The organism is Halalkalibaculum sp. DA384, assembly GCF_043951955.1.
Classification (GTDB): Bacteria; Bacteroidota; Rhodothermia; order Balneolales; family Balneolaceae; genus JAMQKA01.
Map to the genome: position 1 here is coordinate 88,042 of NZ_JBINJE010000001.1, position 22,389 is coordinate 110,430.

Consider the following 22,389-nt stretch of genomic DNA (forward strand, 5'->3'; position numbering starts at 1 on the left):
TCCTAATTTAAAAGACGAATTGAATAGCCGTTCACTGTTCGGCCTGGCACGGGCTTCTCGGCCTCGTGAGGGTTCCTGAAAGTCCGGCAATTTTATCAATAGTTTACCGCAACTCAAAATTTTTACCCGCGGTTTGGCGTACGCACTCCTGTATCTCAAGCTCCAGCAATTTTGGCAGCAGTTGGTGGGTGGACCTGCCGAGCCGCTCCGCCAGCTCATCGACATGTTTTGGGGATTCCTCCAGCAGTTCACATATGGAAACCGATAACGAATCCAGCTCTTTACGCTTCCATCTTCGCTCGGCGGGCTCATGATCATTTTGTACCGGATTTTTCCGGTGGATATCGATCTCGTATAAAATATCATCCACCGTTTGAATCAGCTTGCCCTGCCCGGTTTTTATTAGATGGTTGCAGCCGATCCCCGTTTTGGAGCGAAGAGAGTGGGGTACCACAAAGACCTCCCGGTTTTGGTCCAGGGCCGAAGAGGCGGTGATCATACTTCCGCCTTTCAATCCGGACTCGACCACCACCGTCCCCAGTGTCAACCCGCTGACGATGCGGTTGCGAACCGGGAAATTTCCCGCATCCGGCTCGGTACCGGGGGGGAACTCGGTAATAACCGCCCCGCCCTGTTCGGCCATCTCAAAAGCAAGCCGAATATTTTTGGAGGGATAGATATTGTCAATCCCGGAACCCAGTACAGCAATAGTTCGGCCCCCGGCCACCAGTGTACCACGGTGAGAAGCCGCATCAATTCCATATGCCAAGCCGCTTACCACCGTGAGTCCGGCGGCAACGAGCTCGCCGGCCAGGTCCCTGGCGATATCCTTCCCGTAGTCCGAGGCGCTGCGGGTGCCCACTATTGCGATCGCATCAGTGTCGAGAACTGCTGCATCTCCCCGAACCCAGAGCAGGATGGGGGGATCGTAGATCTGTTTCAGGAGCTTGGGGTAGGCTTCGTCGACGATGGTAAGTAAAGAAAAGTCGGCGTGCTGCGTCTTCTCTATGATTCGGTCGGCTTCTTTCCAGTCATCAAAGACCAGGATCTGGTTGGCTGTAGCCTCCCCGATACCATAAACGGACGTAAGCTGGGTACGGCTGAGCCGGAATACATCCTGCGGTTGGTCCACCGCCTTCAGCAGCGCCCGAATGCGCTGGGCACCCAGGTTCGGTATCAGATTTAATGCGACAAGCTCTCTAAGATGTTGATTCGTTGTCTCCAATGGTAGATTTCAGTTGCTCCCAGATGAGTTCTTTAAGTTCTTCCATATGGTACCCTGTTGCAGCCGAAATTTCAACCGTGGGAATATCGAGGTCTATCTCCTCTTCCAGCTCATAATTTTCCTTCAGATCCATCTTCGTGATTGCCAGAATGCGGGGTTTATCCAGCAGATCCGAACGGTAGGCCTCCAGTTCGTTAAGCAACGCGTTATATTCATATTCCACATCCTGCTGGCAGCTGACCATAAAAAGGAGCAGGCTGTTACGCTCAATATGACGCAAAAACTGGATTCCCAGCCCGCGCCCGTCGTGTGCCTCTTCGATGATCCCGGGAATATCGGCCATGACAAACGTACGGTAGTCAGCCAGCGTGATAACTCCCAGGTTTGGTTCAAGCGTAGTAAAGGGATAGGAATCGATCTTCGGCTTTGCCCCTGACATGGCTGAGAGCAAGGTGCTTTTACCGGCGTTGGGAAATCCCACCAAGCCCACGTCAGCAAGCAGTTTAAGCTCAATTTCAATCGTTCGCTCTTCGCCCGGTCTTCCATCCTCCGCCTTGTTGGGCGTCTGGTTGGTCGAACTGCGAAAATGCCAGTTCCCCCGCCCCCCCTTGCCTCCGCGGGCCACTACCATCTGCTGCTCGTGTTCCGTTATTTCGCCCAGTCGTTCACGGGTATCGGCGTCATAAATCACGCTGCCGAGCGGAACTTCCAGGAGCTCATCCTCCCCGTCTTTGCCCCGCTTCTTGCTGGATTTTCCATTTTCGCCATGACCGGCCTTCACAAATTTTCGGTAGCGCAGGTCGAGCAATGTGTTGAGCTGCTCATTTCCCTGCAGGATGATGTCGCCGCCGTCGCCGCCGTCGCCGCCATCCGGTCCTCCGCGAGGTACATACTTTTCCCGCCGGAAGTGAACAGAACCATCCCCTCCACTTCCCGCTGTTAAATAAATTTTGGCGTAATCGGCAAAGCGCATGGCAATATCGATTGAAATATTATGAACAAGTAGATTAAATGTTCGATGTTCCCTGTCCGGGATTTGAGTTTCTACAACTCTTCGAGGATGAAATCGGTCATCATCCGGTAGAGATGGCGCCGGGTATTGCCTCCGTAAATCCCGTGGTTTCGATCCGGGTAGAACATCGATTCAAACTGTACTCCCGCCTCGACAAGTTGATTTACCAGCTCAATACTGTTTTGGAAATGGACGTTGTCATCGCCGGTGCCGTGAACGAGCAGGTATTCACCTTTGATATTATCGACCTTGTAGATGGGTGAACCCTCCTGATATCCATCGGGGTTCATATCGGGGGTCTGCATAAACCGCTCGGTGTAGATCGTATCATAAAAACGCCAGTGCGTAACCGGGGCCACGGCGATACCGGCCTTGTATAGATCGCTGCCTTCGGCCATCAGCAGGGTCGACATGTAGCCGCCGTAACTCCATCCCCAAATACCAATGCGGTCGGGATCCACATATTCATACCGGTCGATAACATACTCGATGGCATCAATCTGGTCCGTGACTTCATACTGCCCCAGTTTTTCATACACCTGTTTCTCAAAGTCGCGCCCACGGCCACCGGTACCCCGGTTGTCGATACTGAGGATGATATATCCCTTCGTAGTCAGGTAGCGATGCCACATGGGACGCTGCCCTGTTCCAAACTCTTTGTCCACTGTCTGGCTGCCCGGTCCCCCGTACACATATACCAGCACCGGATATTTCCTGGAGGGATCAAAATCGTGCGGTTTCAGCATGTAGGCATTAAGTTCAGCCTGCGGGAGAGAAATCCTGAAAAACTCTTTCCGGGGCATGTTGTATTCCTCCCACTGGCTGTAGAGGGGGGCGTTGTCCTGCAGCACTCTTACCTGCCTGCCATCCCCCCTGTGCAGGGTGTAGCGGGGCGGGCCAGCGGGACCTGATGAGGTCTCGATATAATATTTATAATCGCGGCTCATATTCACCGAATTCCAGTTGTCTCCGTCACTCAGCTTCCTTTTGTTCTCCCCCGTAATGCTGATGCTGTAAAAATGCCGTTCCAGCGGCGACTCTTCCGTGCTTATATAATAAAGTTGCCGGTTCTCCTCGTTAAAACCCACAAAATTAGTGACCTCCCAGTCTCCTTGTGTTATCTGGCGTATCAACTCTCCCTCCATACTGTACAGGTACAGATGGTTGTAGCCCGACTCTTCACTTGCGTAGATAAACTGTTTGCCGTTTTCCAGGAAGGTCAGATCATCATTGACATCAATCCAGGTTTCACTTCGTTCAGTCTTGATAATTTCCGTTTCACCGGTTTCCGCATCTGCAAGTATGAGCTCCTGGCGATTCTGCATCCGGTTCATGCGGCGTATAGCCAGTGTCTCAGAACTCTGTGTCCAGTTTACCCGGGGAATGTACTGATCACGATCGCTGTCGATATCCATCCAGGTGGTGCGGCCGGATGCGAGATCGTATACTCCTATTTTGACAACAGAATTTTGCTCACCCGCCTTGGGATATTTAAATTCAGTAAGCTTGGGATACAGCGGGCCCCAGTCGGTCATAAAAAACTCCTTGACGTCTGTTTCATCAAAACGATAGAAGGCGATTTTTGACCCGTCGGGCGACCAAAACCATGCTTTGGCAAATCCGAATTCCTCTTCGTAGACCCAGTCGGCAGCCCCGTTTATTATTTTACCCTTCTCCCCGTCGGTTGTAATCGGGGTTTCTTCGCCGGTATTCAAATTCACCCAATACAGGTTGTTATCAATGACAAACGCGGCTTTGTCCCCTTCCGGCGAAAGCTGAGCATACTGCTGTTTTTTTTCCGAACGGGTCAACTTCTGGAGTTCGCCGGTCTGCAGGTCATATACAAAATAGTTCTCTTTTGTACTGCGCCGCCAGATCTGCTCAACGTCCGTCTTGATCATGAGCTTGGATTCGTCAGCGGAAAACTGGTAATCCTGGATGATAATCGGGTGATTCCGCCCGTCGTTTTCGAGTTCTGAACTCTTTACGATAACCTCGTATTCTCCGGAGGTAATATCGTATTTCCGGAGCTCCAGGTCTCTCTCCGTCCGCACAAGCGTAGTGTAAAACTGTCCGTCCCGCATCCAGTTTACATTGCGAACAGATTCCGGCTCAAAGGTTCCGTCAAAGATATGATCAAATTCCAGTTGCTTCGTTTGCTGAGCAACTGCCGGTCCGCTGACAAATACCCAGGAAAAAAGTACAGAAAGCAGTAAAATATTCTTCATAAATCTAACTAATTTGAGTAAAGAACTTATTGTCACACTACCGGTGACCGTTGCTGCCAACGGGAGATGGCATTGCAGCGGAGCCGTACTCCTGGAAACCAGCTGTCCCTGCATACCTCCCCGCAGGTTGACAACGTTTTATTCTTCGAATTTGTGTGTGACGATTTTTAACAGTTTGGTGAGCTTCGATTTCATCTGTGTACGTTTAACGATAAAATCCAGAAATCCGTGTTCAAGCAGATATTCTGAAGTCTGAAACCCCTCGGGCAGATCGCGACCAATGGTTTGACGAATAACGCGCGGGCCTGCGAACCCGATAAGCGCCCCGGGCTCGGCGATATTGAAATCCCCCAGCATGGCAAAACTGGCCGTAACCCCCCCGGTAGTGGGATTGGTCATGACGGATATATAGGGAACGCCCGCCTCTTCCAGTTGTGCAAGCTTGGCAGAGGTTTTGGCCATCTGCATCAGACTGAGTACGCTTTCCATCATGCGGGCACCGCCTGATTGTGAAATAATGATCAGCGGTATTTCATTTTCGCGGGCATGATCAATCGCCCGTGCTATACGTTCTCCCACAACCGACCCCATGCTGCCGCCAATAAAGTCAAAATCCATGCAGGCGATCACTACCTCCAGCTCATTCATCCGGCCTATTCCTACACGGAGAGCATCGGAATGACCCGTCTTATCCTGGTATTCTTTCAAGCGATCGCTGTACTTTTTTCGATCTTCGAACTCCAGGGGATCGGCAGGCTGTATCTCCTGCCCGATTTCTTCAAACTCCCCGTCATCAAACAGGAACGAAAAATACTCTTCGCTGCCTACCCGGAAATGATACCCGCTCATGGGATCGACCCACAGGTTCTCCTCCAGCTCGCGCCGGTGAACCGTTTCGCCGGTGGTCGGTACTTTTACCCAGACACCTTCCGGCATCTCCTTGCGCTGTTCGGTCTGGATGTTTTTGTCTTTTCGTTTAAACCAAGCCATGCATCATTATTTTAGTTCAAATGAAAGCCCAAAATAACGATTCTGCACCGAAGCTGAAACGGTTTATTTTAGCTGGCTTTTGACCTCTTTTCTTGGCTTTACTCCCGAGCATAAAAAACTACTGGCGCAAGCCTACTTTTTTGCCTGCCGAGAAGTGTAGTATTTGGGATCGTAGCTCTCGGGATCGGCTCGGGTAATGAAAGGAGAGCCCTGGCCGGAATTACTGTAAAGTGTAATGAGCGCCCGAGCGGTAATCTGTTCAGGACCGAAAACGGAAGCATTTTTCAAGACCTCTTCATCAATGCGCTTAGTCCCTGTTCCTACGACGGTATCACCCGGTTTTATCATCTCCTGTACCTGCTCAATCGGCTTAATTTCTACCTCGGTCTCTGCCTGGAAGCCATCTTCTTCAACAGCAAAAGCCTGGTGGTACAGGTGTACCCGCCGTGCATCAATGACTGAATGAATGGTTTCGGATTTTATTCCCTGATCAAACACCGACTGCGCAAACCCGGCCAGCGTGTTGATGGCATACAGCGGAATTTCGGTACCAAACAGCAGCCCCTTTACCGCACTGGCGCTGATCCTCAGCCCCGTGTAGGAACCCGGTCCCTCGCTTACCAGTACCGCTTTCAGGTCCGAAACGGCAAATCCCTGCTCCTTCATCAGCTCCTCCAGAAACAGGAACAGTTGTTCTGAATGAGCACCGCGTTTCTCAATCCGTTTCTCATGGATTTGACCGCCATCGTCTTTGAAGGCCACGGAGCATACGTTGGTAGCAGTTTCAAACGCCAGAAGCATTTTAGTTATTTGTGATTAGTTATTGGTTATTAGTGATTGGCTGATTTCAAGATAAATGTCAGAGCAATATATTTCGTATTGTGTACTGCGTATTTGAAAGAGCCTCTTCTTGAACCGGCGCGAGGGTCCCGATCGTATTCCATAAAGTATAGACTATCACGAGCAGACGCCTGCGCTGGTAGGTGGATACAGGCAAAAGTAATACGCATTACGGAATACGAAATACGCAACTTTCAATTCCGTTTAATCTGCCAGGTCATATTGCTCAGTTTCACCCATCGCTCATACAGGTCCAGCAACTGGGGATATAGCTCCGGCTCAAACTGCTTGCGCGCTATATCAATCTCATACCCGTAGCGGACCCACTGCCCCCGCGACTGGTATGACTCCATCAGTTCGGCCCCTGACAGCTGTATCGAGCGGTTCTGAGTTCCTTCTCCCAGGGTATACCCGTCCGGAAGCTTGATTCGAAAGGAGAGATCCAGCCTCTCCGGGGCATCAAGCGTGACGGGCAGATCCCGCTCTTCATCACCGAAGGGATTGCTCATCAGCGAACCCACAACCAGTGGCCGGTAGTCTAGGCCATCCGTGTAGCTGGTAGCGTATCCCCTGATTGCAACATTCGCAATTATCTTAACCGTATCCTTGTACTGTTGCAAATTTTGTATCCGTACGTCTTCCAGCGCTACATCGGGATATCCCTCGAACATCGCCTCCCGCAAAATCTGATCATACCCTGCCCCCCCTGCCGCCTTTTCACGAATCAGTCGTGCGGGATACCCCACATGTTTCGTCGTAATCGTACCCCTGAGATTGCCCTGCGGATCGAGTTCAGCATCCAGGTTTGTATTAATGGAAAATATGCTGAATTCCGGCCTGAGTTCAATCCAATCATACGATTCCTTCTTCAGGAGCAGGCCGGTTTCATTATAGGTTTCCACCGGCAGCAGATTTGGATGGCTGTGGGAATAACTCGCATCCATGAAATAGCCTTCTCCGTCAATTTCGGAATAAGCAAGCATTCCGTTGAACTGGTAATAGGAGGGAAATGATCGGTTGATCCGGCCATACTGCCGGGTAGAGATAAGCAGCGGCCACGCATCAATCCCTGCTCCCCGCAGCATAGCTGTCAATGTTTGATTTATTGCCGGTTGGCTCACCAGTGCTCCGCCCAGCACGCTGTCGCTCCGCATCTCGCTGAACGCCCCCCTGCTATCGCTAAACCGGGCCATACTGTTCAGGTACCGGAAGATACTGTCCTGTGCCAGTACCGGTGTTTCAAACTCATCCGCAATCTGTTTGCCCGCCTTACGGGCCTGTTCGTCCTTTTCTATTACCGACCAGGGATTTTGGTTTCGCCGCAGCTGCGCTACGACAATTTCCCAGCTGTTCTCCAGGCGCTGTCTCGGAATACCGAACTCCTTCAACTGGAATTTGAGTTTTCCCCGGTAGTCATCGATGGAGGAGATAAACGCCTCTTGTTCAACTCCCGGAACGTCGCGGGCGATCCAGTGATCCAGTACCAGCGGATTTGGGCGCGGCAGTGAAAACACTTTGGGCACGGAACTGGTGTCAATACGCTGTCTTACATGGTGAATCTCCCCGTCAAAGTCGACAGGAACCACTTCGTAGCGCAAATATTCGGGATTCTGAATGGTCGCCTTGGCAAATGCAGTTGGCACCTGGTGAGCAAGGTAGAAGTCCGGCAACTCCTCTATATAACGTCTCTTCTTTTTATAGGTATATTCAATGACCGAACCGTCGGTCACCCCCGGCATCGTGAACTCCTTCACATTATACCGGGTATTGAGATTGATAGTGCGGATTTGCTCCTCCTGCAGGGGCAACTGGTCTCCATCCGGCGTGTGGGTGTAGCCTTCAATCTGTTCAACGGCTTCTACTCCATCTTTGAAATAGTATGGAATCGCAATAATGGACGCCTGCGTGGCCTGGGCGTCAAACACTTTGATCCGAATGTGATAGTCGAGTGTGGCTACAATGGATTTTTCATCCTCTTCGAACGTAATATTCACGTCCTTGTAGGCATAAAAGTAGGGCGCCGAAGGGTCCTGCCGATACGCCTCCAGGGCAAACAGGGAATCCGGAATTTCACCAAACCGGGCATCCGGGATGCCCTCCGCCCCGTTGATATGCCGATCCTGCGAAAACCCGTTTAAAAAAAAGAAAAACAGGAGCAATCCCAATACAGCAAGATGCCTGGCCAACGGAGCCCCGTTTACCTGCAAACAGACCGGTTTATTTTTCCGGCGTACAGAAAATTCATATGACAAGCGGTATTCAGTACCAATCATGGAAGATCACATCAAATTCCAAACGTATCCAATACTTTCATTTATATCTAAAAAATAGCTAACGCAGTTGTCGCAGATCCATTCCAGCTGAAGCTCCTGACCGTTTAGCCAGCGGGTAGTATTTAGGGAGAGCGTTGCCCAACGGTTGTTGAGCCCGCCCCAGGATCCCGGCATGTCTCCGATGCCTTTTCTAACCCGGATTTCTCACGATTATTTTGGGTGAAATCATGTAACCTCATGGATGACCATAACTTATCCCATTTTTACTGCCAAATTATCATTACAGTCTGTAACAGGCTGTGAAATGGGCCTTTCAGCTGCGTTGAAGTACAAATCACGTACCAACGTACGCCTGCGCAGCCATTTGCCCTTCGCCTTGCTGAAAAACAAATTTCTTGGTGAGTTCCGGGCTAAAGGGTATTCAAAACAAAACGGCCTTTGTTATAGATCGCTTCGGCACGTCCAGTCATTTTGCTGCCCAGGTAGGGTGAATTCCCGGATTTCGATTTTACATGCCGCTCCTCGAATTTCCACTCCTGGTCGGTATTAAAGATTGTCAGGTTGGCAGTTGCGCCTTCCTCAATTTTGGGAATATCCAGGTTCAGGATTTTGCGGGGATTGACCACCAGTTTCCGCAGCAGCTGATCCAGCTCAAGCTTGCCCGGCTTGAGCAGGCGGCGCACGCATACGCCCCAGGCGGTTTCCAAACCGATAATGCCGTTCGGGGCATAGATAAACTCCACCTCTTTCTCTTCTATGGCGTGGGGGGCATGGTCGGTACAGATCGCATCGATGGTGCCGTCGGCCAGCCCTTCAATCATCGCTTCCACATCTTTGGCGGTGCGCAGCGGAGGATGCATCTTGCAGTTGGTATCGAAATCACGTTTTTCAATTTCCTCATCTGTAAGGTCAAAATGGTGGGGACACACCTCGGCCGTTACATTTACGCCGTCCGCCTTTGCCCACCGTACCAGTTCAACCCCTTTGGCCGTGCTGATATGTGCAATATGAATATGTCCGCCGGTAAACTCCGCCAGCAGCAGGTCCCGGGCTATCATCACTTCTTCGGCGATGCCGGGTGTCCCGTCGAGTCCAAGCCGGGTAGAAACTTTGCCCTCGTGCATATGTCCTGGCCGGGACAGTTTAAGATCCTCCTCGTGATTGATGATCGGCATGCCCAGCATGGAGGAATATTCCAGCGCCACACGCATCAGCTGTGCATTGGAAACCGGATCGCCGTCGTCGCTGAACGCCACGGCGCCACCCGCCTGCATGTCCGCCATTTCAGCAATAGAATCTCCTTCCCGCTCTTTCGATACACACCCTATCGGATGGACTTCAACCGGCAGGTTCTCCGATTTTTTCTTAATAAACTCCACTACATCGCGGGTATGAATAGGGGGATTTGTATTTGGCATGCAGGCTACTTCCGTAAACCCGCCAAAAGCTGCTGCCGCGGAGCCGGTTTCTATGGTTTCCTTGTGCTCAAACCCCGGTTCGCGAAAGTGCACGTGCATGTCTATCCAGCCAGGCGAAATGCAGGCGCCATCAAAATTTCGGACTTCTTCACTTTCACTGGAATTCAGTTTTTTCCCTATCTCAACAATCTTGCCATCCCGGATACGCAGATCCAGGGATTCGCGGTCGCGGTGGCGCCGGCTGACCGGAACAACATTTTGAAACAGAATATCGGGCGTATCACTCATGCAAACTTTCCTTTATTTTTGTTGGCAAATATACGTGTTTTAAGGTGAATTCAATAACGGCCTTGCAGGATGGGATTCTACCCTCTGGCCGCATCATTATCATTTTAAAAATATCCCGATTTAAATTTTAACCTGTACAGCACTCAGTATCTGACAGTTCATGTTCCTCCACTACTGGGAGCTGGTCTCTTGAAATCACGCTATGTCGCAATCCGATCTTTTTACTCCGTCTGTACTCTCGGTTTCCGAGCTTACCGAAGATATTAAAACCCTGCTTGAGGGCAATTTTATGGATATCAAAGTGGAAGGAGAGATCAGCAACGCCAGTACCAGCGCCAACGGTCACACCTATTTTACCCTGAAAGATGAAGATGCCCAGCTTTCGTGCGTCATCTGGCGGGGAGTTGCCCGGCGCATCGGTGGGGAGCCGGTCATCGACGGCCAGCAGATCATTGCCGGCGGGGATATCCAGGTGTATCCTCCTCACGGCAAGTACCAGCTTATCGTGCGATCGGTAAAACAGGCGGGGTTAGGTGCCCTGCAGGAGGCGTTCGAAAAACTAAAAGCCCGGTTAAAGGAAGAGGGCCTGTTTGATGAGAAACACAAGAAGCCGCTTCCCAAATTTCCGCAGCGGATCGGCGTCATCACTTCCGAAACCGGGGCTGCCTTTCACGATATCCGCGACACCCTGGAACGGCGCTGGCCGGTGGCCCGGGTTCTGCTTCACCATGCCAGCGTACAGGGCGTAAACGCCGCGCCGGAGCTCGTCAAAGCCATCAACTGGTTTTCCAGCCGTCAAAATGTGGACCTTCTGATCGTCGGGCGCGGGGGCGGTTCGCTTGAGGACCTCTGGCCGTTCAACGAGGAAGCGGTGGCCCGGGCTCTGTTCAACTGCACGATACCGACAGTCAGCGCGGTGGGACACGAGGTCGATTTCAGCATTTCCGACTTCGTGGCTGACGCCCGGGCTGCCACGCCGACCCAGGCCGCCATCGTCGCCACCCCGGATATCAACGAGTACCGGATGCTCGTGGACGATCTCAGTACCACGCTAAGGGAATCGGTTACAGGTCGCATTGAAGATCAGAAGGAGCGCGTTCGTCAACTTGTAAAGTCACATGCCCTGCTGGCTATCAAGCAAAAAGTCGTTACCAATCGCGAGCATATACATAGTCTCCTCGCACGCCTCAGTCACCGCCGGGAGATGCTCTTTATGAAGAAAAAAGAACAGCTTACCGATCTTGTTCACCGCATGGAAAACAAGAATCCGAACCTGCCGCTGGAGCAAGGCTATGCCCGAATCTGGCAAGAGGACCGGTGGATCAAACAGGCTGCAGAATTTGAATCTGACCGGGCTGCCCGGCTCGAGTGGAAGGATGGAGAGGTGACCGTACGAGACGAATCCTAACTTTATCCCTGTCCCAAACAGTTTCGGTTTCATCGAGGGTTTTGCAAAATCCTCAACTCCTCGTTCATAGGGAGTTGTACTCCCGTTCAAAGGTCAATAAATAGAGTCGGTGGTACAACCCCCTCTCAACACAACAGCAGGTTCTGCAAAAGTCTCTTTCATAACTTTCTCCGTTTACCCTGCAGATTTTTACCAAACACCGACCCAGAAAGTGCACCTGCTAATCCTGTTCATCCGAGTGCCATCCCATCTGGGTCGGGTAGCAGCCAAGTATTTTTAATGAACTGGATTTATCCCGTAGCTCATCAAGAGCGGCATCCACATCGGGATTATCCATATTGCCTTCGATATCCAGGTAGAACTGGTATTTCCAGGGCTCATTGGGCTTGGGACGGGATTCCAGCTTCACCATGTTGATGCCGCGATCGGCCAAAATATTGAGGCAGCCCACCAGATCTCCCTGCTGGTGCCCGGTAACCAGTAACATGGAGGTTTTGCACGGAATCTGGGGATCGCAATGTATCGGTTCTGGAGCCACGATCACAAATCGCGTAAAATTCTCTTTTTGATTGGCGATATCCCGCTCCAGAATCTGGAGTCCGTAAAGGTCGGCGGCGTGCGCCCCGGCGATCGCCGCCTGGGAAAGATCCCCGTCCTCAACCACTTTTTTAGCAGCCATCGCCGTATCGATATACGATTCCACTTTGCAGCGGTGAAGTCCGGCCAGGAAGTTACTGCACTGGGCGATCGCCTGCGGGTGTGACATAATGCGGCGGATACGATCTACAGGGATCGATTCCAGTGCCAGCAGGCAATGGATAATCCGGATTACCTCTTCACCCACGATATGCAGATTATCCTCTCCCAGGATATCGTAGGTTTCATTAATAGACCCCGCGGTGGTATTCTCGATCGGGAGAATCGCATAATTGTGCTCTCCCTTCATCACCGAATCCGCGGCCTGCTTGAAGGTATCATATCCATAACTTTTAACTTCGGAATAACGCTCCTCAAAATGCCGGAACGCAGCCTGGTGGCTGAATGCCCCCTCGGTACCCTGGTATGCCACGGATACACTTTCCTGCTTTCCCTTTTTATTCTGGTGGTCTACAAGCGAATGCGTTTGAAAGCGAACTGAGTGATCCAGGATATCGCGATAAAGCTGTTCGGCAAAGTACCGATCCAGGCCGTGCTCCCGCGCCAGGTTAGTAATGCGCTGCAACAGCTGTTCTTCCCGCTCGTGATCCCGTATTGCTCCCTGCTCCTCAATTTTGAGCGAAGAAACCTGCTGAATCACTTCCTGCCGCTTGGCCAGCGATTCAATAATACTTTTGTCGATCCGGTCCAGTGCATCCCGGATTTGTTTTAACTTTTCGTCCATGGGTTTCCGTAAAGATCCTGTTTGTAAAATGAAGCGGAATATAAGAAGAGCAACGCAGAATTATGAATGGGATTGTTGGCAGATGGCAGATGGCAGATGGCAGATGGCAGATACTGCTTGTTTCTGAGAGCCGTGTCAAGAGGAATTTATGTACAATTTTACCTGATTGATAATTCTTTATCCAATTACGAATTACGCGGAAAGGGGGGACTCTCCCCAACGCTGGCTGCAACTCCCAACGGCCATTGTTCATTGCTCATCGACACACTCCGCACGGCTATTCTATCCGGTATTTTAGCGTCTCAATCTTGTCGAGTATTTCGCCGCGGTCCATCTCCTGGTAGCGTTCCGGCAACAGCTCTTTTGAGGTACACTCGATAACGGCGCTCAATGTCTGGAGTTCGATCTCCTCGGGATATGTCGGGGGGAGGAAATCGGTCAGGGCGGCGTCCAGTATTTCAGGGGTAACCTGCTCCTCTCCTTCGGCGGCAGCGCGAAATTTCGCCCGGGTCAACGCCGCCTCCATATCGGCCCCGGAAAATGTTTTAAGCCCGTCTTTAATTATTTTGGGCAGGTACTCCTCGGTTAGCTGAATTCCTGTTTTTTTTCTCATTACTTCAAAAAGTTCCACCCGCTCCTCTTCTGTGTAAGGGTGAAACAGGGCCAGGTGCTCTTCGGCTCTTCCCTGGCGCTTCAGGTCGACCGGCATCAGGTCGGGTCGGGCCGTCATCAGGAACCAGATAATTTCGCCCCGGTGGCTGGTATCACTCATAAAAGAAGCGATCTGCGAAAATACGCGGCTGGAGACGCCGCTGTCTCCGCTCGAATCGCGATCCCCCAGGTAGGCATCCGCTTCATCGATCATCACCGCAACAGGGGCCATCGCCTCCAACAGGTTTAGGATTTTTTCCAGGTTCCCTTCGGTCACTCCCTGCCACTGGCTGCGGAAATTTTTCAATTTCACCATCGGTATGCCGACCTCACTGGCGAAGCAGGTCACCATAAAGGTTTTGCCGGTGCCGACGGGTCCACATACAAGGTAACCCATCGGCAGTACATCCTGGCGCCCACGCTTTAGAGCCGTGACCGCCTGGCGCAAATGCTTCTTAACCTTGGTATGTCCTGCAACATCATCAAGGTCATAGGCAGTTTCAACAAATTCCAGCAGGCCGTAAGCTTCTGCTTCAATTAGCTCTTTCTTGGTTTCAGTCAGCCCTTCATGGGTGATCTTTTCCCTGTTTTCCTTGGCATTTGAGATAATGCTGCGAATATTAATGAAATTTAGTCCCGCCGTTTGCCGGGCCAACACGCCAGGGGGTACAGCAGAAACGGTGGAATACTCATCACCGGCCGTCTCCGACTCAATAAAAGTGAGTCGCTGTTTTTCGTCCGGTATGCCGATCCCGATATTGGTGGTATAGGGATTCTGGATGAGCGTCCGGTTGAGATCGGTCATGTTTTCCGTAATCAGAACTGTCGTAAAATCAGATGCCAGGAAAAGAGGGTCGTGCGCCCATCGAGAAAGGTAGACCAGGGAATTTCGATCTTCAGATCCCGATGAGCCCGCCTCATTCATCGGCACGATTGTTTCGGCATAATCTACAATCAGGGCGATGCTCTTTTGGTTTTCCAGCCGTACACGCAAGTACTGCTCAAGAATTGAAAACACGCGAACAGGATCTTTGGGCAGGTTTTTGGCGTATTCCGTTCCCACAAGAGAATCTCGACCGGCAATGGCCCGGTTAAAATCTTTTTGACTCTCCTTGTCCCGAAAATAGATACCCGAGGAGCGATCGTAAAAAATCACAAAATCGCGTGCCCCGAAGAAGTCGTCAGAGAGAAACGATTTCAGCCTTAAAAAATCGGTTTTTCCGTTTCTCTCAAGAGGTACCAGATCATGAACATTGCCGTGAAGAATAAACTGATTAATGGTACGTCCCAAATACTTTTGCGCGAACTCCTGCGCCCACTCCGGATAATGCTCAAACATTCTTGGTTATTCGTTATTGGTTAACTCGTTGTTGGTTAGCAGAGGCTGCTTATTTCTAAGTACATAGTCAATGTTTGACTTAACGTATTGCGTATATGGGACTATTGTCTGAAACAACGATTTATCCAATACACAGTACGAAATACCATATTGCATCTCCCCCCCGAACGCCGGCAATAATTATCAATTGCTCACCGTCACTGTTCGCTGCCGAGGATCAGCTTTACATTTTCTATGCGACTTGGGGAGGCTTTGCTTATGATAAATTTATTGCCGTCAAGCAGCAGCTCCTCGTTCACTTTCGGGATCCGGCCCAAAGCGTTGATAATGTACCCCGCCACAGTTTCATAATCGGCCGTTTCTTCCGGCAGGTTGATCTCGGGATAGGCCTCCAGGAGATCCTCAATCTCCACATTGCCACTCAGCACGTAGGTATTGGGAGAAAGTCTCTTCATAACCTGATCCTCGGTATCATACTCGTCCTGGATATCCCCGACCACCTCTTCCAGCAGATCCTCAATGGTTACCATCCCGGCGGTTCCCCCATATTCATCAATAACAACGGCCACCGAAAGATTAGATTTGCGAAATTCGGACAACAGGTCTTTTGACCGCTGGGAAGGCGGAATCAACTTGATCGGGCGCATTATCTCGGTAAGGCTGCCGGGATTGTTAAACAGATCATGAGCAAAGATTACGCCCACGATATCGTCGATGGTCTCTTCATAAACAGGCAGTTTTGAAAAGCCCGAAGAGATGAACACCTTCAGTGTCTCTTCAATGCTCGTGTTCTTTTCTATGGCCACCATATCCGTGCGGGGTATCATCGACTCCTTTACCCGTTTGTTGGAGAGCTCCAGCACATTATGCAGTATTTCAGAATCCTCCCTGTCGAGATCAGAGCCGCCCACATCCCGCAGCTCCTTGAAAATGAGTTCGATATCCTGCCGCCTGAATACCTGTCCCGTGCGATCGATTTCCGGGTTTATTGTCCTGATAATAGCATCAGACGCTATATCAGCAATAACGATCAGTGGCTTGAACAGCCAGTGGAAAATCTGCTGGGGAACTGAAATCAGCCGTACGATCCAGTCGGAATGGATCCGGAAAAGCGCCTTCGGCAAAATTTCTCCAAACAGCATAATAACAACCGAAGCCACGATGGTCTGGATCGCCAGCATCATTGCTGGTGAGGGAATATGGCCAAACCAGTTCTCATAGATCATTGACACCGGGGCCGCAAGGAAAAGCGTCATCAGGGTGGCATAAATCACGTTCACAATATTATTGCCGACCAGCGTGGTGGTAAGAAATGTTTCCGGATTCCGGATAAAGTAGTTGACCGACCGGCCGACCAGCGACTTTTTGCGAGATTCAATCTCCAGCTTCAATCGGTTTGCCGAAACGAATGCGATCTCAGAGCCGGAGAAAAAACCGCTGAGCAGTATCGTTACCAGTATGAGCAGTAGTTCAATCATTCAGGTGGATTAGAAAATCAGAAGAAACAGTGTTATTGGCAACCAGGAGGAACAATATTAATCCTGTTCATTTTCCCTGGAATTCAGGGGATCTTTTTTCAAGAAATGCGGTCGTGCCCTCTTCTGCATCCTCGGTGCTGCAGAGGTAACCAAAAAGTTCAGCCTCGGACTGGAATCCCCCGGCCGCACCCGACTGGTAAACCGCCTGTAGTGCCCCGCTTACTGCAAGTGGACCATTTTCAAGAATCTCATTCATCAGATTTTGGGCGCTCCCCATCCCCTCGGTCTCCGGCACCAGCATGTTGACCAATCCCAGCCGGTGGGCTTCTTCAGCGGAAATATGATTGCCGGTTAATATCAGTTCCAGGGCTTTGGCACGTCCAACGATGCCCGGCAGGCGCTGTGTTCCCCCGTACCCGGGGATCAGTCCCAGACTAACTTCCGGGAACCCAAAAACAGCCTTCCGGGTTGCCACCCGCATATGGCACGCCAACGCCAGTTCAGCCCCTCCGCCCAGGGCATATCCATTTACAAGGGCGATGACCGGCTTTCGGATCTCTTCGACAGACTGGAATACCTGTTGTCCTTTCAGAGATTTTTCCCTTCCGCTTTGTTCATCCAGTCCACGCAGCTCCCGAATGTCGGCACCGGCGACAAACGCCTTTTCTCCGGACCCGGTAATAATAACTCCCCGCGTTGAATCATCCTCTTTGATTTTATTGATTACCTGCCCCAGCTCATCGAGAAGCGTGCCGTTCAGGGCATTGAGTTTATCGGGCCGGTTAATCGTTATGTAGGCGACTCCGTGTTCATCCAGCTCGAAACGTAGGGTTTTGTAGGTATCACTCATAATTCATGCCAATGATGTAGCCTTGCCTTTTCTATTCCTGCATTCTTTCCCGGGAGGTACCGCCCGTTGATTCAATATCCTTCTCGATCTCCGGAATGTCGATACTGATGTCTTCTTCAAAATCCATTTCATCGAGATCCGAATACAGGGGAAAAATATTCTTGTCGAGGTCCTCGATAATCTGGGACGTCTCCTCCACCTCCTCGAGGAGATTGTCAAGCTGAAAGCCGATCTCTTCGGGATTGCTCATGGTCATCGACTGCTCATAGATGTATCGTATCGCATCCTCGATCGTCTCCAGGTGGGTCTCGCAGATCAGGTATTTCTCCTTGGCGATTTCAAACTTTTTCAGGCGCTTCTTTAATATCCTGATGCGACGGGCCTTGGTACGTTTCAGCCGCTCCGATTCCACTCCTTCAATCTCCGCCTCCTCTTGTTCCACCTCCCTCTTCAGTCCCTCTTCCACCGAGGTGTTCATATACAGCTGATAGCGCTTGTGGAGGTCGAGCAGGGTGAGGTAGTTGGAAATCAGTTCCTCAATCTTTTTGCGAATATTCTCCAGCAGCCCCTGGGAGCTGTAGGGCAGTTTGTCAAAATTCTCTTTAGTGAGTTTGGCCAGGTGCTTCAGCACCAAAAACCGGCGCCTGCTTTTTTCATCCAGATCGCGGAATACCGTTTTGTCCCCGGCAGCAGCATTTCGCTCCCGGAGCTTCTTCAATTTTACATTTTTGCGGAATCGCGGCAGTCGGGGTACAATCCCCAGGTACATCAACTCGGTACCAAACGTCATGGTGAGTATCAGGTTCGAGATCAGTCCGACGTCCGCCAGAACAAAAGCCGAAATCGCCGCCACGAGCAGTCCCCCCATATTAAGGGGATGTAAAAACGCTTCCCGTGTGTAGTTTATCGAATCATCTTTTTCCATATTGTAAGCCTCAGCTTTCGCTCTGGGTAGTATCATCTTCCGGCGGGGACTTTGCCGACCCCACCGTCTTCTCTACATGCATGTTGCCGGCCTGCCGCTCGATCTCATTGTACAGCTTTCCCATTTCAAGCTTTACCTGCTTCAGGGTTTCCCGGGCCTTCGTTTTCTGCATCTCTTCATCGCGCTCCTGTTCACTCATGCCCGCGTGTTGCTTTTCATCCTCAGCCAGGCTCTCCATCGCCACATCCAGCCGGGCTTCCACGCTGGCGATCTTGCTTTTAACCGTAAACAGCAAATTGTCAAACGAGTCCATCAACTCGGACGTATCCATGTTGCGCAGGGCTTCCGTGATATTTCTTTTGCGCCTGGTGCGGTTTAGCTGCTCTTTGGCCTCCCGCATTTTGCGGTAGTGCTGCTTGTATTCCTCTTTCAGGCGTTCGCGCTGTTTCCGGCTTTCTTCGGACATCGGTTCTGGCCCGGTTACGATTTGGATTTTTCTTTCTTGCCGACTGTCTTTGAGGATTCAGACTGCTTTTCCTCCTGCTTCTCCCCGATATCAACCTGCCCGTCAGCAGTTGCTTCCTCATCCACCTGTACTTCCGGCTCGCCTTTTCCCATCTCTGATTTAAACTGTTTTACCAGTTCACTGGCCCGAAGCTTTTCGGCATTCGCCTCGATCTCCATCGTCTCAGTGTCGATGCTGTCGAGCGCCAGCTCCATGCGTGCTTCATTCTTGGCCGTTTCCTCATTGAGCCTGTTCAGCATTTCATCGTGGGTCTGATCGAGCCCGCCCACTTCGAACTGCTCAAGGGCATCGGCCACTTTCGACTGCCACTCGGCCCGTTCGCTGGCCCGAAGCGCCTCTTTGGCTTCCTGGATTTTGCGATCTTTTTCACGCACAAACGCTTTCTTCACCTTCAGCGCCTTCTCGTAGGCCTGTTCGGCAAATTCGAGCTGTTCCCTGGAATGCTGGAGATTCTCCCGGGCCTTTTCCAGCTGCAGTGCATATCCTTCGGCGATATCGTCCCGATCGGCGTTGATCGCAGATTTTATTTTGGATGTCAGGTCCTGGATCTGCTTCTCATACTTTTTGACCTCCTTCTGCAGCATAATCATATTGGCCTTCACCGTGGAGATATTCTCATTCATCTGCGGAATCTGGTCGTTCAGATCACGGATATTCTGTTCGAGAATCAGCTTGGGATCCTCGATGGAGCTCACAAATCCACCAAACAGTGATTTTAATGCTCTGACTAATCGTTTAAACATAGTGTTCTTTGTTTTATTAACCTTTGCCCTGCCCTGTTATTCATTATGTTGGTTGCTTATCCAACGACTGAGGGTTTGCAAACCTGTTGTCTTGTTCAGGACCGGCATATTCTGACTGAAACTACCGGTTTTTCAAAACCCTCTCACACTTTATAACTAATATAATGGATATAAGTTATGTGATTTTGTTGATATTGCAATAGTAATCAGGATTTCAATGGGTGAACGCCGCGGCTGTCTGCCCTGTACTGTATCAGCCGTGAAGTTTCGGGGCGTTCATCTCCTATCGAGACCGCTTCTTCCATTACGGGTAAGACCGCCTCGACTACAGCTTCCTTGTTCGTATAACCGCGGGCAATTGTTTCACCGCTGTTCACATAATCTCCACGTTTCCTTTCCAGGAGGATACCGGCAGAGGGGTCGATCGAATCCTCTTTTCGGCGCCGGCCAGCCCCCAGTTCCAGCGATGCCATGCCCATTTTATACGCATCCATTTCGCGGATGTATCCATCCCGGGCGGCCTTCAGCGTAAACCGGTGGTCCGCTTGCTCATATCTTTCCGGGTGCCGGATCAGTTCCGTATCTCCCCCCTGTTCCCTCACCAACGCCAGCAACTTCTCAAACGCCTGTCCATTGGCAACGGCTTCCCTGCTCATCTCCACCCCTTCATCGATCGAGTCGGCCTTTTCTGCCAGACAGATCATCGTACCCGCCAGCGTGTGGGTAATTTCCATCACATCATCCGGGCCCTCGCCTTTCAGGGCGTCAATCGACTCTGCCACCTCCAGCCAGTTGCCGATGGCACGGCCCAGCGGCTGATTCATATCGGTAAGGTAGGCGATGGTCTCTTTGTCAAAACGCTCTCCGATTGCTACCAGTGCCTCAGCAAGTGCAATCGCCTCGTCCAGCTCCGTCATAAACGCCCCGGAACCGAATTTTACATCCAGAACCAGGGCATCGATCCCCTCGGCCAGTTTTTTACTCATAATACTGCTGGCGATCAGCGGAATGGACTCTACCGTGGCGGTCACATCACGCAGGGCGTACAGCCGCTTGTCGGCCGGGGCCACCTCTTCGGTCTGGCCCGCCATCACCATGTGTATCTTTTCCAAAATATGCCGGTATCGCTTCAGCGACAGGTCCACGGTAAACCCCGTAATCGACTCCAGCTTGTCAAGCGTGCCCCCGGTATGGCCCAATCCCCGGCCCGAGATCATCGGTACCGGGATACCCCAGCTGGCCACAATGGGGGCCAGAATCAGGGATAATTTATCGCCGACATCGCCGGTAGAGTGCTTGTCAACTTTTTTCCCGGGGATATCGCTCAAATCCAGGATCTTCCCGGAATGAAGCATCGCGTCGGTCAGGGCCGCGGCTTCACGGTCATCAAATCCGCGGATAAACCCTGCCATCAGAAAGGCACTCATCTGGTAGTCGGGAAGCTGGTCTTTTGTAAATTCTTTGATGAAGCAATGAATTTCGTCGGCCGAAAGACTGCTTCCATCTCGTTTTTTCCGAATCAGGGAAACAGGATTGAAATTATGTGACGACATTGTTAGTCTTGACTTGATTTTTTGTGGACTTTAAGTGAACTATATTGACGGTAACTTTCAACCTCTAAATCCCTGTTTGTGCTTACGGTATTTGCAGATCAACATCTCTTTAAAGCCAGAGAGATTGTCCCCGACGAAATAGATCTCCGGTTTTATGATCCGGAGAAGGGACTGCCCGCCCCCCTTGACGAGGTTGACGCCCTGTTAATCCGAACCGTTACCGGGATTAATGCCGGCACGCTTGGGGAGCCCCCTCCAACACTGAAATTTGTGGGGACCGGGTCCGCCGGCACCGACCATGTTGATACCGATTTTTTGGCCGCTCACGGAATCCGCTTTGCCCACTCCGCCGGGTGCAATGCCCGCTCTGTAGCTGAATATGTGGTTACCAGTTTGATCATATGGAGCGATCGCAACAATATCGACCTGGAGCAGGAAACAATCGGTATTGTAGGCGTGGGACATGTAGGCACCGTTCTGCAGCAGATGTGCGATGATCTGGGTTGGCAGCATATCCTGTTTGATCCACCACGAGCTGAACGGGAGAAGGCGTTCAGATCGGCCGAGCTGGCGGAGCTGCTGGAAGCATCTACTCTTACCTTCCATACTCCACTGCATGACCACGGAGTACATTCCACCTATCACTGGTTGAACCATGAGTATTTAGCAGACCATCGATTTAAACTGGTGATCAATACCTCCCGGGGAGGCGTGGTTGATGAGCAGGCCCTTCTGAGGGCAATAAGCAGCGGAACCGTCGACGACATGATCATCGATGTGTGGGAAAACGAACCGAACTTTGACAACGAAGTGGCTGAAAACGCTTTTATCGCCACTCCGCATATTGCGGGGTATTCTGTTCAGGCCAAATACCGCGCCACAAAGATGGTGGTCGATCAAATGATTGAGCACTTTTCACTTGATCTGCCCGTCAACAAGCTCACAAACTCTAAAGAAGCGGTCTGTTTTGAGGGACAAGATATTGAAACGCTTTCGCTAGCCCAGGTACTGCAGCAGGTTCACCCCGTTCAGCAATATGCAGATGCCCTCAACAAGCTGGTCGGGCTGGCCATAGATCTCAAAAAGAAACGGTTCAACAGGCTGCGGACCTCCATGCCGTTCAGAAATGAATACGCCTTCCTTACGGTCCCCGAGCCGCTTGTCAGGCGTTTCCCGGTCTTGTCAAAACTGGGAATATCTCCTCCGGCGTAACCTGGTTCTGGAATGCACCTTGCCTTTTTAAACATGCCAGGCTCGATGC

Annotated in this window: 17 protein-coding genes; 2 read left to right on the forward strand and 15 right to left on the reverse strand. The window is 51.2% G+C overall.

Annotation, left to right across the window (positions count from 1 at the left end; genetic code table 11):
* Positions 1 to 103 precede the first annotated feature (103 nt).
* The 7 genes from dprA to ACG2E4_RS00395 all read right to left on the reverse strand — a co-directional run bounded on the left by dprA (position 104) and on the right by ACG2E4_RS00395 (position 10,274).
* Positions 104 to 1,225: a DNA-processing protein DprA gene (gene dprA, locus ACG2E4_RS00365; protein WP_395275365.1), complete on the reverse strand. Its 1,122-nt coding sequence runs from the start codon at positions 1,223 to 1,225 to the stop codon at positions 104 to 106.
* Entirely contained in the window at positions 1,200 to 2,198 is a 999-nt protein-coding gene (gene obgE, locus ACG2E4_RS00370; RefSeq protein ID WP_395257845.1) for a GTPase ObgE, read from the reverse strand. The genes dprA and obgE overlap by 26 nt, the downstream gene beginning before the upstream one ends.
* Before the next feature lie 71 nt (positions 2,199 to 2,269).
* Complete coding sequence (locus tag ACG2E4_RS00375; protein ID WP_395275366.1) at positions 2,270 to 4,465, reverse strand: S9 family peptidase; 2,196 nt, start codon at positions 4,463 to 4,465, stop codon at positions 2,270 to 2,272.
* Positions 4,466 to 4,603: 138 nt separating this feature from the next.
* Positions 4,604 to 5,455, reverse strand: a complete 852-nt coding sequence (gene accD / locus ACG2E4_RS00380) for an acetyl-CoA carboxylase, carboxyltransferase subunit beta (RefSeq protein ID WP_395257841.1) — start codon at positions 5,453 to 5,455, stop codon at positions 4,604 to 4,606.
* Positions 5,456 to 5,587: 132 nt separating this feature from the next.
* Complete coding sequence (gene tsaB / locus ACG2E4_RS00385) at positions 5,588 to 6,256, reverse strand: tRNA (adenosine(37)-N6)-threonylcarbamoyltransferase complex dimerization subunit type 1 TsaB (protein WP_395275367.1); 669 nt, start codon at positions 6,254 to 6,256, stop codon at positions 5,588 to 5,590.
* 233 nt (positions 6,257 to 6,489) lie between these two features.
* Positions 6,490 to 8,568 carry a DUF3857 domain-containing protein gene (locus ACG2E4_RS00390; RefSeq protein WP_395275368.1) on the reverse strand — a complete coding sequence of 693 codons (2,079 nt, stop codon included), beginning with the start codon at positions 8,566 to 8,568 and terminating at the stop codon, positions 6,490 to 6,492.
* A gap of 410 nt (positions 8,569 to 8,978) precedes the next feature.
* Positions 8,979 to 10,274 (reverse strand): dihydroorotase, encoded by a 1,296-nt coding sequence (locus ACG2E4_RS00395; RefSeq protein ID WP_395275369.1) that lies wholly within the window; start codon positions 10,272 to 10,274, stop codon positions 8,979 to 8,981.
* A gap of 202 nt (positions 10,275 to 10,476) precedes the next feature.
* On the opposite strand from ACG2E4_RS00395, the gene xseA reads away from it, so the two are divergent.
* Entirely contained in the window at positions 10,477 to 11,682 is a 1,206-nt protein-coding gene (gene xseA, locus ACG2E4_RS00400) for an exodeoxyribonuclease VII large subunit (RefSeq protein ID WP_395275370.1), read from the forward strand.
* Between the two features lie 220 nt (positions 11,683 to 11,902).
* Here the strand turns inward: xseA and pheA are convergent, their stop codons facing one another.
* The 8 genes from pheA to ACG2E4_RS00440 form a co-directional block, all read right to left on the reverse strand.
* The gene (gene pheA / locus ACG2E4_RS00405; RefSeq protein WP_395275371.1) at positions 11,903 to 13,063 is read right to left on the reverse strand and encodes a prephenate dehydratase; all 1,161 of its coding nucleotides are present in this window, start codon (positions 13,061 to 13,063) and stop codon (positions 11,903 to 11,905) included.
* A gap of 277 nt (positions 13,064 to 13,340) precedes the next feature.
* Positions 13,341 to 15,053 carry an ATP-binding protein gene (locus ACG2E4_RS00410; protein WP_395257830.1) on the reverse strand — a complete coding sequence of 571 codons (1,713 nt, stop codon included), beginning with the start codon at positions 15,051 to 15,053 and terminating at the stop codon, positions 13,341 to 13,343.
* Positions 15,054 to 15,250: 197 nt separating this feature from the next.
* The gene (locus ACG2E4_RS00415; RefSeq protein ID WP_395257828.1) at positions 15,251 to 16,531 is read right to left on the reverse strand and encodes a hemolysin family protein; all 1,281 of its coding nucleotides are present in this window, start codon (positions 16,529 to 16,531) and stop codon (positions 15,251 to 15,253) included.
* Positions 16,532 to 16,598: 67 nt separating this feature from the next.
* Entirely contained in the window at positions 16,599 to 17,381 is a 783-nt protein-coding gene (locus ACG2E4_RS00420) for an enoyl-CoA hydratase/isomerase family protein (protein ID WP_395257826.1), read from the reverse strand.
* A 31-nt stretch (positions 17,382 to 17,412) separates the two neighbouring features.
* Positions 17,413 to 18,306 carry a hypothetical protein gene (locus ACG2E4_RS00425; RefSeq protein ID WP_395257824.1) on the reverse strand — a complete coding sequence of 298 codons (894 nt, stop codon included), beginning with the start codon at positions 18,304 to 18,306 and terminating at the stop codon, positions 17,413 to 17,415.
* 10 nt (positions 18,307 to 18,316) lie between these two features.
* Positions 18,317 to 18,772, reverse strand: coding sequence for a hypothetical protein (locus ACG2E4_RS00430; RefSeq protein WP_395275372.1), 456 nt, complete (start codon positions 18,770 to 18,772; stop codon positions 18,317 to 18,319).
* 14 nt (positions 18,773 to 18,786) lie between these two features.
* The gene (locus tag ACG2E4_RS00435; RefSeq protein ID WP_395257820.1) at positions 18,787 to 19,575 is read right to left on the reverse strand and encodes a PspA/IM30 family protein; all 789 of its coding nucleotides are present in this window, start codon (positions 19,573 to 19,575) and stop codon (positions 18,787 to 18,789) included.
* A 206-nt stretch (positions 19,576 to 19,781) separates the two neighbouring features.
* Complete coding sequence (locus ACG2E4_RS00440) at positions 19,782 to 21,128, reverse strand: thymidine phosphorylase (protein WP_395275373.1); 1,347 nt, start codon at positions 21,126 to 21,128, stop codon at positions 19,782 to 19,784.
* Between the two features lie 78 nt (positions 21,129 to 21,206).
* Here ACG2E4_RS00440 and ACG2E4_RS00445 point away from each other — a divergent pair, with 78 nt between their 5' ends.
* A complete protein-coding gene (locus ACG2E4_RS00445) occupies positions 21,207 to 22,340 on the forward strand; it encodes a 4-phosphoerythronate dehydrogenase (RefSeq protein ID WP_395275374.1) in 1,134 nt (377 codons plus the stop codon).
* Positions 22,341 to 22,389: the final 49 nt, after the last annotated feature.

What these genes read in the sequence shown, in the direction of transcription:
- ACG2E4_RS00410 (WP_395257830.1), bottom strand. Translation starts at nt 15,053, where the DNA reads ATGTTTGAGCATTATCCGGAGTGGGCGCAGGAGTTCGCGCAAAAGTAT.
- tsaB (WP_395275367.1), bottom strand. Translation starts at nt 6,256, where the DNA reads ATGCTTCTGGCGTTTGAAACTGCTACCAACGTATGCTCCGTGGCCTTC.
- ACG2E4_RS00420 (WP_395257826.1), bottom strand. Translation starts at nt 17,381, where the DNA reads ATGAGTGATACCTACAAAACCCTACGTTTCGAGCTGGATGAACACGGA.
- ACG2E4_RS00440 (WP_395275373.1), bottom strand. Translation starts at nt 21,128, where the DNA reads ATGTCGTCACATAATTTCAATCCTGTTTCCCTGATTCGGAAAAAACGA.
- ACG2E4_RS00395 (WP_395275369.1), bottom strand. Translation starts at nt 10,274, where the DNA reads ATGAGTGATACGCCCGATATTCTGTTTCAAAATGTTGTTCCGGTCAGC.
- pheA (WP_395275371.1), bottom strand. Translation starts at nt 13,063, where the DNA reads ATGGACGAAAAGTTAAAACAAATCCGGGATGCACTGGACCGGATCGAC.
- ACG2E4_RS00425 (WP_395257824.1), bottom strand. Translation starts at nt 18,306, where the DNA reads ATGGAAAAAGATGATTCGATAAACTACACACGGGAAGCGTTTTTACAT.
- obgE (WP_395257845.1), bottom strand. Translation starts at nt 2,198, where the DNA reads ATGCGCTTTGCCGATTACGCCAAAATTTATTTAACAGCGGGAAGTGGA.
- ACG2E4_RS00375 (WP_395275366.1), bottom strand. Translation starts at nt 4,465, where the DNA reads ATGAAGAATATTTTACTGCTTTCTGTACTTTTTTCCTGGGTATTTGTC.
- xseA (WP_395275370.1), top strand. Translation starts at nt 10,477, where the DNA reads ATGTCGCAATCCGATCTTTTTACTCCGTCTGTACTCTCGGTTTCCGAG.
- ACG2E4_RS00415 (WP_395257828.1), bottom strand. Translation starts at nt 16,531, where the DNA reads ATGATTGAACTACTGCTCATACTGGTAACGATACTGCTCAGCGGTTTT.
- ACG2E4_RS00435 (WP_395257820.1), bottom strand. Translation starts at nt 19,575, where the DNA reads ATGTTTAAACGATTAGTCAGAGCATTAAAATCACTGTTTGGTGGATTT.
- ACG2E4_RS00390 (WP_395275368.1), bottom strand. Translation starts at nt 8,568, where the DNA reads ATGATTGGTACTGAATACCGCTTGTCATATGAATTTTCTGTACGCCGG.
- ACG2E4_RS00430 (WP_395275372.1), bottom strand. Translation starts at nt 18,772, where the DNA reads ATGTCCGAAGAAAGCCGGAAACAGCGCGAACGCCTGAAAGAGGAATAC.
- accD (WP_395257841.1), bottom strand. Translation starts at nt 5,455, where the DNA reads ATGGCTTGGTTTAAACGAAAAGACAAAAACATCCAGACCGAACAGCGC.